Source organism: Fulverythrobacter fulvus (genome assembly GCF_037154085.1).
In the GTDB taxonomy this organism is placed as follows: domain Bacteria; phylum Pseudomonadota; class Alphaproteobacteria; order Sphingomonadales; family Sphingomonadaceae; genus Andeanibacterium; species Andeanibacterium fulvum.
Genome location: NZ_JBANRM010000001.1, coordinates 809,146 through 824,524, shown reverse-complemented (window position 1 = coordinate 824,524; position 15,379 = coordinate 809,146). Strand labels below are relative to the sequence as shown.

General features: G+C 62.2%; 18 protein-coding genes. 14 read left to right on the top strand and 4 right to left on the bottom strand.

Annotation, left to right across the window (positions count from 1 at the left end; genetic code table 11):
* The first annotated feature begins 69 nt into the window (after window positions 1-69).
* Window positions 70-669 carry a hypothetical protein gene (locus WFP36_RS03965; protein WP_336978040.1) on the top strand — a complete coding sequence of 200 codons (600 nt, stop codon included), beginning with the start codon at window positions 70-72 and terminating at the stop codon, window positions 667-669.
* On the opposite strand, the gene WFP36_RS03960 is transcribed toward WFP36_RS03965, so the two are convergent.
* The 3 genes from WFP36_RS03960 to WFP36_RS03950 all read right to left on the bottom strand — a co-directional run bounded on the left by WFP36_RS03960 (window position 642) and on the right by WFP36_RS03950 (window position 2,786).
* Window positions 642-1,088 carry a DUF6628 family protein gene (locus WFP36_RS03960; protein ID WP_336978038.1) on the bottom strand — a complete coding sequence of 149 codons (447 nt, stop codon included), beginning with the start codon at window positions 1,086-1,088 and terminating at the stop codon, window positions 642-644. The two genes, WFP36_RS03965 and WFP36_RS03960, sit on opposite strands and share 28 nt — an antisense overlap.
* A gap of 97 nt (window positions 1,089-1,185) precedes the next feature.
* Window positions 1,186-2,385, bottom strand: a complete 1,200-nt coding sequence (locus WFP36_RS03955; RefSeq protein WP_336978696.1) for a cation:proton antiporter — start codon at window positions 2,383-2,385, stop codon at window positions 1,186-1,188.
* Window positions 2,386-2,477: 92 nt separating this feature from the next.
* A complete protein-coding gene (locus WFP36_RS03950) occupies window positions 2,478-2,786 on the bottom strand; it encodes an excalibur calcium-binding domain-containing protein (protein ID WP_336978036.1) in 309 nt (102 codons plus the stop codon).
* A gap of 63 nt (window positions 2,787-2,849) precedes the next feature.
* Here WFP36_RS03950 and apaG point away from each other — a divergent pair, with 63 nt between their 5' ends.
* The 4 genes from apaG (at window position 2,850) to WFP36_RS03930 (ending at window position 5,474) form a co-directional block, all read left to right on the top strand.
* On the top strand, window positions 2,850-3,260 hold the full coding sequence (gene apaG / locus WFP36_RS03945; protein WP_336978034.1) for a Co2+/Mg2+ efflux protein ApaG: 411 nt from the start codon (window positions 2,850-2,852) through the stop codon (window positions 3,258-3,260).
* A 94-nt stretch (window positions 3,261-3,354) separates the two neighbouring features.
* Complete coding sequence (locus WFP36_RS03940) at window positions 3,355-4,143, top strand: LysR substrate-binding domain-containing protein (protein ID WP_336978032.1); 789 nt, start codon at window positions 3,355-3,357, stop codon at window positions 4,141-4,143.
* A 30-nt stretch (window positions 4,144-4,173) separates the two neighbouring features.
* Complete coding sequence (locus WFP36_RS03935; protein ID WP_336978030.1) at window positions 4,174-4,689, top strand: FKBP-type peptidyl-prolyl cis-trans isomerase; 516 nt, start codon at window positions 4,174-4,176, stop codon at window positions 4,687-4,689.
* Window positions 4,690-4,763: 74 nt separating this feature from the next.
* The gene (locus tag WFP36_RS03930; protein ID WP_336978029.1) at window positions 4,764-5,474 is read left to right on the top strand and encodes an EF-hand domain-containing protein; all 711 of its coding nucleotides are present in this window, start codon (window positions 4,764-4,766) and stop codon (window positions 5,472-5,474) included.
* 746 nt (window positions 5,475-6,220) lie between these two features.
* On the opposite strand, the gene WFP36_RS03925 is transcribed toward WFP36_RS03930, so the two are convergent.
* Window positions 6,221-7,087 (bottom strand): DUF3800 domain-containing protein, encoded by an 867-nt coding sequence (locus WFP36_RS03925; protein WP_336978027.1) that lies wholly within the window; start codon window positions 7,085-7,087, stop codon window positions 6,221-6,223.
* Window positions 7,088-7,708: 621 nt separating this feature from the next.
* On the opposite strand from WFP36_RS03925, the gene rpsL reads away from it, so the two are divergent.
* The 9 genes from rpsL to rplB all read left to right on the top strand — a co-directional run bounded on the left by rpsL (window position 7,709) and on the right by rplB (window position 15,377).
* Window positions 7,709-8,080 carry a 30S ribosomal protein S12 gene (gene rpsL, locus WFP36_RS03920; protein WP_006831873.1) on the top strand — a complete coding sequence of 124 codons (372 nt, stop codon included), beginning with the start codon at window positions 7,709-7,711 and terminating at the stop codon, window positions 8,078-8,080.
* Between the two features lie 75 nt (window positions 8,081-8,155).
* The gene (rpsG, locus tag WFP36_RS03915; RefSeq protein WP_054530261.1) at window positions 8,156-8,626 is read left to right on the top strand and encodes a 30S ribosomal protein S7; all 471 of its coding nucleotides are present in this window, start codon (window positions 8,156-8,158) and stop codon (window positions 8,624-8,626) included.
* Window positions 8,627-8,745: 119 nt separating this feature from the next.
* Window positions 8,746-10,839: an elongation factor G gene (gene fusA, locus WFP36_RS03910; protein WP_336978003.1), complete on the top strand. Its 2,094-nt coding sequence runs from the start codon at window positions 8,746-8,748 to the stop codon at window positions 10,837-10,839.
* Window positions 10,840-10,928: 89 nt separating this feature from the next.
* Window positions 10,929-12,104, top strand: coding sequence for an elongation factor Tu (gene tuf, locus WFP36_RS03905; protein ID WP_054530259.1), 1,176 nt, complete (start codon window positions 10,929-10,931; stop codon window positions 12,102-12,104).
* Between the two features lie 161 nt (window positions 12,105-12,265).
* Window positions 12,266-12,577, top strand: coding sequence for a 30S ribosomal protein S10 (gene rpsJ / locus WFP36_RS03900; protein WP_040715017.1), 312 nt, complete (start codon window positions 12,266-12,268; stop codon window positions 12,575-12,577).
* A gap of 258 nt (window positions 12,578-12,835) precedes the next feature.
* Window positions 12,836-13,594 (top strand): 50S ribosomal protein L3, encoded by a 759-nt coding sequence (gene rplC, locus WFP36_RS03895; RefSeq protein ID WP_336977998.1) that lies wholly within the window; start codon window positions 12,836-12,838, stop codon window positions 13,592-13,594.
* A 3-nt stretch (window positions 13,595-13,597) separates the two neighbouring features.
* Complete coding sequence (gene rplD, locus WFP36_RS03890; protein ID WP_054530257.1) at window positions 13,598-14,224, top strand: 50S ribosomal protein L4; 627 nt, start codon at window positions 13,598-13,600, stop codon at window positions 14,222-14,224.
* A complete protein-coding gene (locus tag WFP36_RS03885) occupies window positions 14,217-14,528 on the top strand; it encodes a 50S ribosomal protein L23 (RefSeq protein WP_054530256.1) in 312 nt (103 codons plus the stop codon). Before rplD ends, WFP36_RS03885 begins: the two co-directional genes overlap by 8 nt.
* Window positions 14,529-14,540: 12 nt before the next feature.
* Entirely contained in the window at window positions 14,541-15,377 is an 837-nt protein-coding gene (gene rplB / locus WFP36_RS03880; RefSeq protein ID WP_336977994.1) for a 50S ribosomal protein L2, read from the top strand.
* Window positions 15,378-15,379 lie beyond the last annotated feature (2 nt).

The window sequence follows — 15,379 nt, the reverse complement described above, 5'->3', positions numbered from 1 at the left end:
CAGGCTGCCCTGAGTAAAATCGTAACTACTCGCCGCTAGGATATTCCCGCCAGAAGAGTGGGGACTTTTATGCGCGAAGTGATTTTCGGGACCATCCTGGTCGCTGCGGCGGGACTGGGCGTCTATTTCATGCCGCTGACCGCCAGCGGCGAGAAGCCCGCCTACGCGATGAGCGTGGGCGAGGCGAAGAAGCTGCTCGCGGGAGCGGACCTGCGCAAGGGCAAGGAACCCTTCGGCGGGTTGGACGTGCTGGTGACTGCGCCAGCCCCCAATGTCGTGCGGTACGAGGCGGGGGGCTCCTTCGCTACGCTCGACTGCCGGGCGGAATTCACTCCGGTCGCGGACACGGGGGTCAATGTCTCGACCAGTTGCAAGCGCGCGGCGATGGACGGTGCGGCTGCTTCCGCGGCCGAGGAAATGACTGACGTCGCCTTTGCCGAATATGTCGATGCCGCGCTCGACCAACGTGCGTTCAATGAAGGCAAGGTCCGTGCCTTGAGTGCGGGGGCAGCGATGCGCAATCTGCCCAAGATGCAGCATGAGGCGCTGAAGATGCAGCGCGAGATGAACGACATGCAGGCCGAAACCAGCCGCCCGCACGACACCGATTGGTCATCCGACGATCAGGTGAACGACTACGATTACGCGCCGGACGCCAGCGACTGGTAAGCCCTGGTCGGCTCAATCTCGGCAATGGCGCGGCTGAACACGGCTGCGGCCGAAAGCGGCTCGCAAATGCAGGGATTGCCCGACAGGCGCACCAATGCGTCTTCGGCCAGATGCGGGTGATCGGCCGCCAGGTTCAGGGCATCGATCAGCAGGCCTTCATCCTGTGTCATCCTGAGCGAACAGCATGGCGCGATGCGGATCGAGCGGTGCGATGCCTGCGCGAATTCCAGCATGAAGGCCCGCAGCAGGACCAGCGGGCGGCGGAAGCGTGCGCCGAACAGATCCAGCATCAGCCAGGCCGCATGCGCATCGCGAATCCCGTGAGCGGCCATGCGGCGCATCGCGACGAGCACCATTCGCCCGGTGCGATCCGCCGGGAGCGGAAGGGGAAGCAAATCGGCGGAACGGCCGTGATTCATGACGCAAACTCCCATCGGCATTATCCGAGCATCTGCGACTCGTTTACCGCTAATGAGAATCGTTCGCAAGTAGAAGAAGGGCCGGGATCGTCCTGACCTATTGATGCTCCATCCGGCGCAGGGCCGGGGTGGCCACGGGAATGGTCAGCATGGTGCTGCCTACTGCCGCCAGCAGCAGGGCAGTGAAGCTGGCACTGGTGATGATCTGCTTGTCGAACAGGATGTTGACGAAGATGATCATGATCAGCGCCTTGGTCTGAAGCAGCCAGCCGATCAGCCACGCATCGCCCTTGTTCCAGCCGAGGATTTTCCCTGCGATGCCAACGCCCGCGAGCTTGCCAGCCACGCTGGCGGCAAGGAACAGCGCTGCCGCGCCGATCACTGCCACGCCGCCCATGTCCCAATTGGTGCGCAGGCCGGTGGAGAGGAAGAACACCGGCATGATCGCCAGCAGGATCGCGTCGCGGAACCGGTCGAGCGCTTCGATTTCCAGCCATTCGGCGTCAAGCACCACGCCCGCCAGGAACGCGCCGACCATGTAATGCAGGCCTGACCAGTCGGCCGCATAGCCCGCTGCCGCGAGCCAGACGAGCACGACATACCACCGGTCGCGCACGGAAAGCCGGGCCATCAGCCAGCGCATGGCAAGGGCGCACACAGCGAAACCTGTAAGGAAGATGGCCTGCCGCCCGACCCGTTCCCAATCGAGCAGGATCAGCGCCAACACGCCCCAGATCGCGACATCGTCAAGGCTGGCATAGCCGATCACGCGCTGGCCCATGGGGCTGCGCAGGATACCCAGCTTGTCGAGCAGCAAGATCAGGATCGGAAGGGCAGTGACGGCGCAGGCCATGCCGGTGCCGAGCACGAATTGCCAATCTTGCCCCAATGCTCCGACCCAGCCGTCCGGGCTTACCGCCAGAAGCAGGACCGCCGCTGCACTGCCCAGCGCCAGAGGCACTGCGAGCGCGAAGAAGGCAGTCGTGCCCGTCTCCCGCCGCCGCTGCCAGGTGCGGCGCAGGTCCAGTTCCATGCCGGCGACGAAGACGAACAGCATCACGGCCCACCACGCAATCCCGTTCAGCGCGCCGATCACTTCCTTGGTGAAGATGGTCGAATAATAGGCCGGAAAGGCCGCGCCCAGCACGCCGGGACCGAGCAGGATGCCGGTGACGATCTGCACCACCACCAGCGGCGCGAAATAGTCGGTGTGGAAAAGGCGCCAGATAAGCCACGGCACGGCGAAGATCAGGGTGAGCGCCACCAGGAACAGTTCGGTCGTCGTCACACCGTGCATGCGGGGCCCCTTCGCCATGCGGTTCGTCGCATTGGCAACAGAATGTCAGGGGTAACAGCATGCCGGGGGAGGCGGAAGGCTGGCCGGGCAGTTTATTCGCAGGCGATCCCGTCATCGTCGCGGTCGAGCCCGGCACGATAGCCCGGATCGCCGCGTCGCAGGGGCGCTGCTCCTGCTGCCCGCGCGGCGGCGCAATTGGGATAATAGGTGCCGGCAGACCCGTTCCGCCGGGGAGACGGGGCGGGGGCAGGCCTATTGGCGGCGCGGTGGCAATGATACTCGCCCGTCTTGCGATTGGTGTGGCAGCCACTGGCGTCGAGCCCGCCCGGATGGGCATGCGCAGGCGATGGATGCGATACCACCAGTACCGCAGCGGCTATTGCCGGGGTAAGGGCGCGCATTCGTCCCATGCGGCCCCTTAGCACCCTTTGACGCCCGGCCAAATATGGCTACCGTCCCGACTCATGAAGGAACTGTTTCAGCACGCCGCGATCACGCAGGGCATCACTGTCAGAGTGGCGGTGAATTTCATGCCCGATCAGTCGCGCGTGGAAGCGGGCAAGTGGTTCTGGGTCTATCACATCCGGCTCGAGAACGATTCGGACGAGACGGTGCAATTGCTCTCCCGCTTCTGGCGCATCACCGATGGGCGCGGCATGGTGAACATCGTCCAGGGCGAAGGGGTGGTTGGCGAAACTCCCGTACTCGCCCCGGGCCGGAGCCACGATTACGTCTCCGGCTGCCCGCTCACCACGCCGCATGGCAGCATGGAAGGGCATTACACCTTCCGCCGGCTGGACGGCGCGCGGGAGGGCGAACTGTTCGAAGTGGCCATTCCCTTTTTCCCCCTCGCAGCCCCTGCAACGGCTAACTGATCGGGGGCCAACTGGCTGGGACGGACCGACTTTCGTCCGCCCAAGCCATGCTTGGTTGCCCACAGCCGCCGGTCAGCCTAAATCCCCTGTCACCATGAAGCGGACGCATCTGCCCCTTAACGCCTTGCGCGTATTCGATGCCGCAGCCCGGCACCTGTCCTTCACCCGCGCGGCGGACGAACTGGCGGTGACGCCGGCGGCCGTAGGCCAGCAGATCCGCGCGCTGGAAGATGTGCTGGGCGTGGTCCTGTTCCGCCGCACCTCCAAGGGCCTGGAACTGACCGACGAGGCGGTGGCCGGGCTCGACACTTTGCGCGAAGGCTTCCTGCGCTTCGAGGAAAGCGTGCAGGCGATGCAGGCGGGTCAGTCCAGCTACAGCTATGCCATTGCCGCCCCGCATGAATTCTGGGCCACCTGGCTCGCCCCGCGCCTTGCCGCGTTCCGCAAGGAGAACCCGGAAATCCGCTATCAGTTGATCGCGGGCGAGGAAGTGGACTTTACCGAGGCCAATCTGGATATCGCGATCCGCCTGGCGGAAGGGCCGGGCGATCTGGAGGGGCTGCAGCTTGCCCCGGCCATGCGCGTGGTGGTGGCTGCCGATGGGGCCCCGGATGACTGGATCGCATGGCCCGGCGCGCCCTTGCCCGATGGGGCCGAGGCCGTGCTGCAGGTGGGCAACGCCGCGCAGGCGCTTGCCAGCGTGCGGGCAGGGCTGGGCAAGGCCATGCTGCCGCTGCTGCTGGTAGAGGAACTGCTGGCCGATGGCAGGCTGCAGGCGCTGCAGGGGCCGGAGCCGGGCCACCGCGCCTATTGGCTGGTCGCGCCGCGTCCACAATGGCGTCAGAAGAAAGTGCGCCAACTCGTTGAATTTCTTACGGCCTGAAATCGCCGCCAGTTTGAGTAAACCACTCCTATGAAACGCTTCTTCTCCTACATTCCTTTCCTGTTGCTCGGCGTCACCGCTATTCCGGCGCTGGTCCTCACTGCCGCCCGCGCGCAGGAAGAACCGCAGGGCACCGGTCTCCAGCAGGATGCCGCCTGGCTCAACAAGCAGCAGGCCGCGCTGGCCTCACTCAAGGCGGAAGATGGCTGGCAATGGATGGAAGGCGGTCTGATGTGGCGCCGGGTGAAGGGCGATGGCACGGGCGAGCATCCCACGGTGCGAGACACGGTGCGCATCCATTATCGCGGCACGCTGACGGATGGGACGGAGTTCGACAGTTCCTATGCCTCCGGCCGCCCGGCCACTTTCCCTTTGCGCGGCTTGATTCCGGCGTGGCAGATGGCCGTGCCGCAGGCGGGCGTGGGCGACACGATCGAGATCGCGGTGCCCGCCGACATGGGCTACGGTCCGCGCGGTGCAGGGCCGATCCCCGGCGGGGCGACTCTGTTCTTCACGATCGAGTTGCTTGGCATTGTCGGCAGGTAAGCGGCGGGGCGGTTCATTCGCCATTCACTGCGCGGGACGGAGGAACCGGTCCGGCGCGGGGAGGAAAGGGCATCATGCGCGGATATCTTGCATTGTTCGGCACGGCGCTGGCCGTTCTCGCCGCCTCGCAGCCTGTGGGCGCGCAGGGCGTGAGCTATGGCGGCGAACCCTCCCGGATCGAACGCGGCCGTTCCGGCCCCAGAATGGACGAGCCGATCGCCCGCAAGAAGTTCGATCAGGCAGTGGAAAAGGTCTTCCGTTCCGGCGACACGGATCGTGACGGCTCCATCACGCTGGCCGAATTCAACGCCGCGATCGAGGGGCGCAAGGCTGCGATGATCTCGCAGCGTTTCGGTGCCATCGATACGGACCGCAACCGCCAGATCAGCCTGGAGGAATTCTCCGCATGGCAACGCTCGCTCGGCTCGGCCGTGCTGGCCGAAGGCGACGGTGCCGGCGCCGAGCGGATTGCGCTGGTGGCGGAACAATTGCCGCTCGATCTGGGCAAGGATCGCGACGACGAAGTTCTGGAAGACATCATCGCCCCGATCACCGCGACGCTGATCGTGGAGGCCAACAGCAATTACGATGGCGGCGTTTCGCTGGAGGAACTGCTCGCCCATGAAGGCGCGCTGTTCGACAAGGCCGACCTCAACAAGGATGGCTGGCTGACAGTGGACGAGATCATTGCCCTGCGCGAGGCATCGGGCAAGCGCGATCCGCGCGGCCCCGGCGGCGCACCCGGAGGTCCGGGCGGCCCGCCGCCTCCGCCGCCGGGCAATTAGAGCCCGACACTCACTGTCATTGCGAGCGGCGTAGCAGCGCGGCAATCCACTGCGTGAAGCGCGGGCTTGCCGAGCACGAAATCCGCATTTCCGAGACTTCGCCGACTGAGCAGGGTGGGGCGGATGTGTCACCCTCGTGTTACGCAGAACGGCCCCCGAAACACACTGTGTAACACCCCCTGCAAGGCGCGGTTTCGAGCCGTTTTTGGCCCTTGCGCGCATTGCGATGTGTGACTTTCCATTTCGCGCTTTCGTGCACGCCGCGCGCTTGCCGCGAGGCGGCACTTTGCCCGACGCCCGCCACGCCTTCTCCCTTCGTTACCCCCGCGCAGGCGGAGGAGAAGGCCGCCGTCTCCAAATCCTCCCCGACACGGGGAGGGGGACCAGCCACAGGCTGGTGGAGGGGCACCTGCCCCATATCCCCACCGCCGCCGCCAGTTGCCTCGCCGGGCAACGCAGGCGCGGTGTCCGCCCCTGAAGGCGGCTCGTCCTTGCGGGTTAATGCGGAGGAAATCGCCCGATCCTCAAGCGGATAGGGAGATATGCGGATGAGGCCATGCGGGGAAGTATAGGCCATAACCCGCCCCAGATTGCAGAAACGGGGCGTGTAGGAAAATGGTTTGTTGGGGGTGGGTTGGAAGATAGCAGCAGTTGTGACGCCGGCGGATAATTCAATTTCTCAAAAACGCGCCGATGACGATATTTAGTTGATTCAGGAAACGATGGGCGCACAAAAAATTTTGATACTATTTGAAATGCTCAACAAGTGCATCAAGGTGCGCAGGTGTTGGTTGTGAATCGCGGTGATCAAGTGTTCGCAATCCGAACATACGATGACCTGCGTGTAAAGCTTGTGATTCAAATACAAGACTCTTGAAGCGTAACCAGTATCGCTTGGTATGACTATAATCAAAATAACCCAGAGTTGGCTCTGCTCCCTTCGGAGCCAGTCTTTCTCGATAGGAGTTTGTGTATGTCAACGCAGAAATTATATCCGCAATTTGTAGTCCCGCTGTCAGACCCGAGTCGGCAAAAAGAGGGGCTTCGATCAATGGGCGCAATAAGCGCCCTTCTTCATTGCCAAATATAAAACTAAGGTAGCTAACTGCTACGGTATAATCTAAACCGTTTCCTTTTTTAAGATGTGCCATGCGAGAATCTAGTATCATTACTCCAGTAGATCGTTTTTCTTTTAAGAATTCAGCATAACGTTCTGCGATGATCTGTAGGGCTTTAGTGTAAATGGTAGTCTTTGGTGTTGGGTTGATTGCGCCCTTTAGCACGGTTACTCCAACGACTCGACCTCCCAATTCTTCGACCAGATCAAGCACGCGATAAACAAACGTAGCGTTTCGTTCTGATCCACTATTTCTAGGGCTTAGAAGGTCCGATCCCTTCACTTCCCACACTGCGTCAATCTTCGATGATCGTTCGATTTCCGCAGCAAAGAACTCGCGTTTGAGGTAAAGATAACGGCGATCATAGTCGCGCCAGCGAGAGAGCGGTAGTGCTACCCCTGCCAAGGTGAAAAGCGGACTTTGGCCCGGATTAAGTGGCAAGCTATGAGGGTCCGTTGTCCCTGATTCATCCAAATAGAGCGCCCACTCAGCCATAACCCCTCCAAATGACGAACGGCCCCACCTATACAGGAAGGGCCGTTCTGGGCGTTCACCCTGATCAAGCGATCATACCGTCCGATGCGGCCGGTCAGATGAACGCAGTTCATATCGGCGGCAGGAATAGCGACGTCAAGTGTTGATGGGGGATGCGCTATTGATACTTAAATTAGGTATGCCTTCGTAGATGTTAACGCGATGCAGCATGGTTGGGAGAATGAGCGTGTGTTGACACTAGGCTTTCCTGCGAGTGAGATTGTAAATCTTGGCAAGATAGGACGGGGATCAGGCGCCGCCTCGCCATCTCCCCACCCCCCGCTTGACCTCATCCCCCCTTTCCCCTAATGGCCCGCGCAAGTTCGGGCAGGGATTCCCTGTGCCGGGCATTACGAGCTGAACATTGGCGGTGCGGTCCCATTGGGGCGACCGGCAAAGTAACCCGGCCTTGTGGCCTGGTGGAGCGTTTCGGCTGGTGCTTCCTTCGGGGCCTCTTTTGCGAGGCCTGGGTTTCCGCTTTCGCGGGAATGACGAGAGGGCGCCATCCTTCACTCTTCACCCGGTCGTATTGTCGACAAGCCTGATCCCCTTTGGGGTCAGAAGATAAGGTGAAGAGATTTAATGCCTACGATCAACCAGCTGGTCCGCAAGGGCCGCGTGCCGCAGAAGGCCAAGAGCAAGGTCCCTGCGATGGAGCAGAACCCGCAGAAGCGCGGCGTCTGCACTCGCGTCTACACCACGACCCCGAAGAAGCCGAACTCGGCTCTCCGCAAGGTCGCCAAGGTCCGCCTGACCAACCAGCGCGAAGTCATTTCCTACATCCCCGGCGAAGGCCACAACCTGCAGGAACACTCGGTTGTGCTGATCCGCGGCGGCCGTGTGCGCGACCTTCCCGGCGTGCGCTACCACGTGCTGCGCGGCGTGCTCGACACGCAGGGCGTGAAGGACCGCAAGCAGAGCCGTTCGAAGTACGGCGCCAAGCGTCCTAAGTAAGCTCCGCCGCGAGCAAGGATTGAGGGCCGGCGCGCCGCCTGACGGAAGCGCCGCCCAGTTGAAAAGGAATTACCGATGTCACGTCGTCGTCGTCCCGAGAAGCGGGAAATCCTGCCCGATCCCAAGTTTGGGGATGTGGTGCTTTCGAAGTTCATGAACAACCTGATGTATGACGGCAAGAAGTCTGCCGCCGAAAAGATCGTCTATGGCGCGCTCGACACTGTCGAGACCAAGGCCAAGACCGATCCGGTTCAGGTTTTCCATGACGCGCTGAACAATGTGAAGCCGGCCATCGAAGTGCGTTCGCGCCGCGTTGGTGGTGCGACCTACCAGGTCCCCGTGGAAGTGCGCCCCGAGCGTGCCCAGGCCCTGGCGATCCGCTGGCTTATCACTGCCGCTCGCGGCCGTGCGGAAACCACCATGGCTGCCCGCCTTTCGGGTGAGCTGATGGATGCGGCGAACAATCGCGGCAACGCGGTCAAGAAGCGGGAAGACACTCACCGCATGGCCGACGCCAACCGCGCGTTCAGCCACTACCGCTGGTAAGCGGCGGGCCGGGGAAGGGCACGCATCGGGCGTGTCTTTTGCCGGTCACAATCGTTACTATATGGGGCGAGGGCCGGCATTGGCCGGCCTGACCTCCGAAAGGCCTTAAGGAAACCACCATGGCACGCAGCCATCCGATCGAACGCTACCGCAATTTCGGTATCATGGCGCATATCGACGCCGGCAAGACCACGACGACCGAGCGGATTCTCTACTACACCGGCAAGTCCTACAAGATCGGCGAAGTGCACGATGGCGCCGCCACCATGGACTGGATGGAGCAGGAACAGGAACGCGGCATCACCATCACGTCGGCCGCGACGACCTGTTTCTGGAAGGCCGAAGAGGGCAATGGCCCTGAGCACCGCCTGAACATTATCGACACCCCGGGCCACGTGGACTTCACCATCGAGGTGGAACGTTCGCTGCGCGTGCTCGACGGCGCGGTTGCTGCTTTCGACGGCGTTGCCGGCGTTGAGCCGCAGTCCGAAACCGTGTGGCGCCAGGCTGAAAAGTACGGCGTTCCCCGGATGTGCTACATCAACAAGCTCGATCGCACCGGCGCCGACTTCTATTACTGCGTGCAGACGATCATCGATCGCCTCGGCGCGGTGCCGCTGGTGCTGTATCTGCCGATCGGCGCTGAATCGGGCTTCAAGGGCCTGGTCGACCTCGTCAACAACCGCGCGATCATCTGGAAGGATGAAAGCCTGGGCGCCGAATTCTTCTATGAAGAAATCCCGGCCGACCTCGCCGACAAGGCTGCCGAATATCGCGAAAAGCTGGTCGAACTCGCCGTCGAACAGGACGATGCGGCGACCGAAGCCTATCTCGAAGGCGTGGCGCCCGACGTGGCCCAGCTCAAGGCGCTGATCCGCAAGGGCACGCTGGAGCATGCGTTCGTTCCGGTGCTGTGCGGCTCCTCGTTCAAGAACAAGGGCGTGCAGGCCCTGCTCGACGCCGTTGTCGACTACCTGCCGAGCCCGATCGACGTTCCGGCCATCAAGGGCGTGAAGCCCGGCTCGGACGAGGAAGACAGCCGTCCTTCGAGCGACGAAGCTCCGTTCAGCGCGCTGGCGTTCAAGATCATGAACGACCCGTTCGTGGGTTCGCTGACCTTCGCCCGCATCTATTCGGGCAAGCTCTCCAAGGGTTCGTACCTCAACTCCGTGAAGGAGAAGGACGAAAAGATCGGCCGCATGCTTCTGATGCACTCCAACAACCGCGAGGACATCGACGAAGCATTCGCGGGCGACATCGTCGCGCTGGCGGGCCTCAAGGAAACCACCACCGGCGATACGCTGTGCGCCAAGAACGCTCCGATCATCCTCGAGCGTATGGAATTCCCAGAGCCGGTTATCGAACTGTCGGTGGAACCCAAGACCAAGGCCGACCAGGAAAAGATGGGCATCGCGCTCAATCGCCTGGCTGCCGAGGATCCTTCGTTCCGCGTCTCGACCGACCATGAATCGGGCCAGACCATCATCAAGGGCATGGGCGAACTTCACCTTGAAATCCTCGTCGACCGCATGCGTCGCGAATTCAAGGTCGAGGCAAACGTCGGTGCGCCGCAGGTGGCCTATCGCGAATCGCTGTCGAAGCCGGTGGATGTCGACTTCACCCACAAGAAGCAGTCGGGCGGTACCGGCCAGTTCGGCCGCGTGAAGGTCAAGGTTGCTCCGGGCGAACGCGGCGCGGGCATCACTTTCATCGACGAGATCAAGGGCGGCAACATTCCGCGCGAATATATCCCGTCGATCGAAAAGGGCATGCGCGAACAGGCAGCCAGCGGCTACCTGATCGGCTTCCCGATCATCGACTTCGAAATTCGCCTCTATGACGGTGCGTATCACGACGTCGACTCCTCGACGATCGCGTTCGAAATCGCCGGTCGCGGCGCAATGCGCGAAGTCGCCGAGAAGGCCGGCATCAAGCTGCTCGAGCCGATCATGAAGGTGGAAGTGGTTACTCCGGAAGAATTCATGGGCGACGTTATCGGCGACATGAACTCCCGCCGTGGCCAGATTCAGGGCACCGACAGCCGCGGTAATGCCCAGGTGGTCGAGGCCTTCGTGCCGCTGGCCAACATGTTCGGCTACGTCAACGAACTGCGCTCGTTTACCCAGGGCCGCGCCCAGTACACGATGCAGTTCTCGCACTACGACGAAGTGCCCGCCAACGTGGCGGCCGAAGTCAAGGAGAAGCTTGCCTAACGGCGAGCGACCGTCTAGGGGCGGCGCCTGATTCAACGGGCGCCGTATCCCGCATTGATCGAATTTTGAGAAAATAGAGGTTTTGACAAATGGCTAAGGCAAAATTTGAGCGGACCAAGCCGCACTGCAACATCGGCACCATCGGTCACGTCGACCACGGCAAGACCACGCTGACCGCTGCGATCACCAAGGTCCTCGGCGCCCCCGTCGATTTCGCGAACATCGACAAGGCTCCCGAAGAGCGCGAGCGCGGCATCACCATCTCGACCGCTCACGTGGAATACGAAACCGACGCTCGCCACTATGCGCACGTCGACTGCCCGGGCCACGCCGACTACGTGAAGAACATGATCACCGGTGCCGCCCAGATGGACGGCGCGATCCTGGTTGTGAACGCTGCTGACGGCCCGATGCCGCAGACCCGCGAGCACATCCTGCTTGCCCGCCAGGTCGGCGTGCCGGCGCTGGTCGTGTACATGAACAAGGTCGACCAGGTTGACGACGAAGAGCTGCTCGAGCTCGTGGAACTCGAAATCCGCGAACTGCTCTCCAGCTACGACTTCCCGGGCGACGATATTCCGATCGTCAAGGGTTCGGCTCTGGCCGCTCTCGAAGGCCGCGATCCGGAAATCGGCGAAAAGTCGATCCTCGAGCTGATGAAGGCTGTCGACGACTACATCCCGCAGCCCGATCGTCCGATCGACAAGCCCTTCCTGATGCCGATCGAAGACGTGTTCTCGATCTCGGGTCGTGGTACCGTTGTGACCGGCCGTATCGAAACCGGCGTTGTGAACGTGGGTGACGAAGTCGAAATCGTCGGCATCAAGGACACCCAGAAGACGACCGTCACCGGCGTCGAAATGTTCCGCAAGCTGCTCGATCGTGGTGAAGCCGGCGACAACGTCGGTGCGCTGATCCGCGGTATCGCTCGTGAATCGGTTGAGCGTGGCCAGGTCCTCGCCAAGCCGGGCACCGTGAACCCGCACACCGAATTCAACGCCGAAGTCTACGTGCTGTCGAAGGACGAAGGTGGCCGTCACACGCCGTTCTTCGCCAACTATCGTCCGCAGTTCTACTTCCGCACCACCGACGTGACCGGCGAAGTGATCCTCCCCGAGGGCACCGAGATGGTCATGCCGGGCGACAACGTGACGATCGGCGTGAAGCTGATTGCTCCGATCGCGATGGACGAAGGTCTTCGCTTCGCAATCCGTGAAGGCGGTCGTACCGTCGGTTCTGGGGTTGTCAGCAAGATCACGAAGTAATATAGGCGCGCGACCCGCGGGGGATTCGTCCCCTGCGGGTCCGGCTTTTGCCTATAAAGTTTCTGGGGGCCGCCCCTTCCCGAACATTCGGTGAGGCGGGGCGGTTCTTTGTTTTTGGCGGTTTTCGGATCGCCTTGGCTCTTTCGCATCGGTAGTTGGAAATGGAAGCTCAGAATATTCGCATTCGCCTCAAGGCGTTTGACCACCGCGTTCTCGATCAGGCGACTGGCGAGATTGCCGAAACCGCCCGCCGTACCGGCGCGCTGATCCGGGGCCCCATTCCGCTGCCGACGCGTATCGAGAAGTTCACCGTGAACCGCGGTCCGCACATCGACAAGAAGTCGCGGGAACAGTTCGAGGTTCGCACCTACAAGCGGCTGCTGGACATCGTGCAGCCCAACGCCCAGACGGTCGACGCGCTGATGAAGCTGGACCTGGCGGCTGGTGTGAATGTTGAGATTAAGCTGGCTTAAGCCGCTGATCTGAAAGTTTTGGCCTTCGGGCCGCATCCTATCCGGAAGCCGGATTTATCCGGCCCGGTCCGCGGGCAAAGTCCCGCGCAGACATTGGGATACCGCCGGATCATCGGATCCGGGCTGCGTCCCCCGTCTTGCTCTCCCCGAGGCTTCAAAGCTGGGGGAGGGTGCTCAGCCCGGACGGGGCGATGCATCACAATTAGGGCTGGCAAGCACCTGGAATGGGTCCAGGTGCCTCTGTTGAGGAGATTGGTCATGCGCACAGGCGTGATCGCTAAGAAAGTCGGGATGACCCGCCTGTTCCAGGAGGATGGACGTCACGTTCCCGTGACCGTTCTTGCCCTGGAAGACTGCCAGGTGGTTTCGGTCCGTACCCAGGAGAAGGATGGTTACACCGCTCTCCAGGTCGGTTCGGGTGAAGCCAAGCAGAAGAACGTTGCCAAGCCGCAGCGTGAACATTTCGCCAAGGCCGAAGTGTCGCTCAAGATGAAGGTCGCCGAGTTCCGCGTCGCCGATGATGCGGTGCTGGAAGTCGGTTCGACGATCGCTGCCTCGCACTTCGTGCCGGGTCAGCTGGTCGACATCACTGGCGACACGCAGGGCAAGGGCTTTGCCGGTGCGATGAAGCGCTGGGGTTTCGGCGGTATGCGCGCTACCCACGGTGTTTCCATCAGCCACCGTGCTCACGGTTCGACCGGTAATCGCCAGGATCCGGGCCGCGTGTTCAAGGGCAAGAAGATGGCCGGCCACATGGGCGACCGTCAGCGCACTCAGCAGAACCTCGAGATCGTCCGCACCGATGACGAGCGCGGCCTGATCTTCGTGAAGGGTTCGGTCCCGGGTTCGAAGAACGCATGGCTCCTCGTTCGCGACTCCGTGAAGGTTTCGCGTCACGCCGAGGCTCCCTATCCCGCCGGGCTGAAGAGCGCGGCCAACAGCAATGACGCGGCGCCCGCCGACACCCCGGCTGAGGAAGCCGTGGCGGTCGAGGCGACCGAAGGCCAGGAGGGCTAAGTCGTGAAGGTGAAGCTTTCCAACCTCGACGGTTCGGTCGCCAAGGGCGATATTGAACTGAACGATGCCGTGTTCGGTCTTGAGCCGCGCGCCGACATCCTCCACCGCGTTGTCACCTGGCAGCTCGAAAATCGCCGCGGCATTGCCCGTGCGACCCGCGAGCGTTCGGACGTTGCCCGTACCGGCAAGAAGTTCGGCCGCCAGAAGGGTGGCGGCACGGCCCGTCACGGCGACCGCAAGGCGCCGGTGTTCATTGGCGGTGGTAAGGCCCATGGTGCCCGCCGTCGCGAATTCGACATCTCGCTCAACAAGAAGATCCGTGCTCTGGGTCTGCGCATGGCTCTTTCGGCCAAGGCGAAGAACGGCCTCGTCGTCGTCGACAGCCTTGAACTGACCGATGCCAAGACCAAGGCACTGGCCGGTCAGCTCGCCAAGGCGGGCTGGGGCAAGAAGGTGCTGGTGATCGACGGCGAAAGCGTGAACGACAACTTCGCGCGTGCCGCCGGCAACCTGAAGGACATCAACGTCCTCCCCGCCATCGGCGCCAATGTCTATGACATCCTGAAGCATGACACGCTGGTGCTGACGCGCGCCGCTGTCGAAAAGCTGGAGGCGCGTTTCAATGGCTAAGAAGCAGGACGTGGATGTGCGTCACTATGACGTGATCCTTTCGCCGCACATCACCGAGAAGTCGACGCTGCTGTCGGAAAACAACGCAGTCGTCTTCAAGGTCGCCGGCAGCGCCACCAAGCCGCAGATCAAGGAAGCGGTCGAAGCGCTGTTCGACACCAAGGTGAAGGCAGTGAATACGATTGTCCAGAAGGGCAAGACGAAGCGCTGGAAGGGCAAGGCCTATAAGCGCACCGACGTGAAGAAGGCGATCGTGACCCTGGCTGCCGGCCAGGACCCCATCGACGTCACCAGCGGCATCTGAGGCTAGAGAACAATGGCACTCAAGAACTACAAGCCGACTAGCCCCGCGCGTCGCGGCCTCGTGCTGGTCGACCGCTCGGGCCTGTACAAGGGCAAGCCGGTCAAGTCCCTCACCGAGGGCAAGAGCAAGACGGGCGGCCGCAACAACAAGGGCCACGTGACTTCGCGTGGCATTGGTGGCGGTCACAAGCAGAAGTATCGCTTCGTCGACTTCAAGCGTCGCAAGTGGGACGTTGCTGCAACCGTCGAACGGATCGAATACGATCCCAACCGCACCGCGTTCATCGCGCTGATCAAGTACGAGGACGGCGAACTCGCTTATATCCTCGCACCGCAGCGCGTTGCCGTGGGTGACCAGGTGATCGCCGGTGAAAAGACCGACGTGAAGCCGGGCAACGCCATGCTGCTCAGCCAGATGCCGGTCGGCACCATCTGCCACAACGTGGAGATGAAGCCGGGCAAGGGTGGTCAGATCGCCCGTTCGGCAGGCACCTATGTGCAGCTGGTCGGTCGTGACCGCGGTCTCGTGATCGTCCGCCTGAACTCGGGCGAACAGCGTTACCTGCGTGGCGATTGCATGGGTACGGTCGGTGCGGTGTCCAACCCGGACAATTCGAACCAGACGCTTGCCAAGGCTGGTCGTCGTCGCTGGATGGGCGTGAAGCCGCTCACCCGCGGTGTCGCCAAGAACCCGGTCGACCACCCGCACGGCGGTGGTGAAGGCCGCACCTCGGGTGGCCGTCATCCGGTTACTCCGTGGGGTAAGCCGACGAAGGGTGCGCGCACGCGGCACAACAAGTCGACCGACAAGATGATCATCCGTTCGCGTCACGCGAAGAAGAAGAGGTAAGC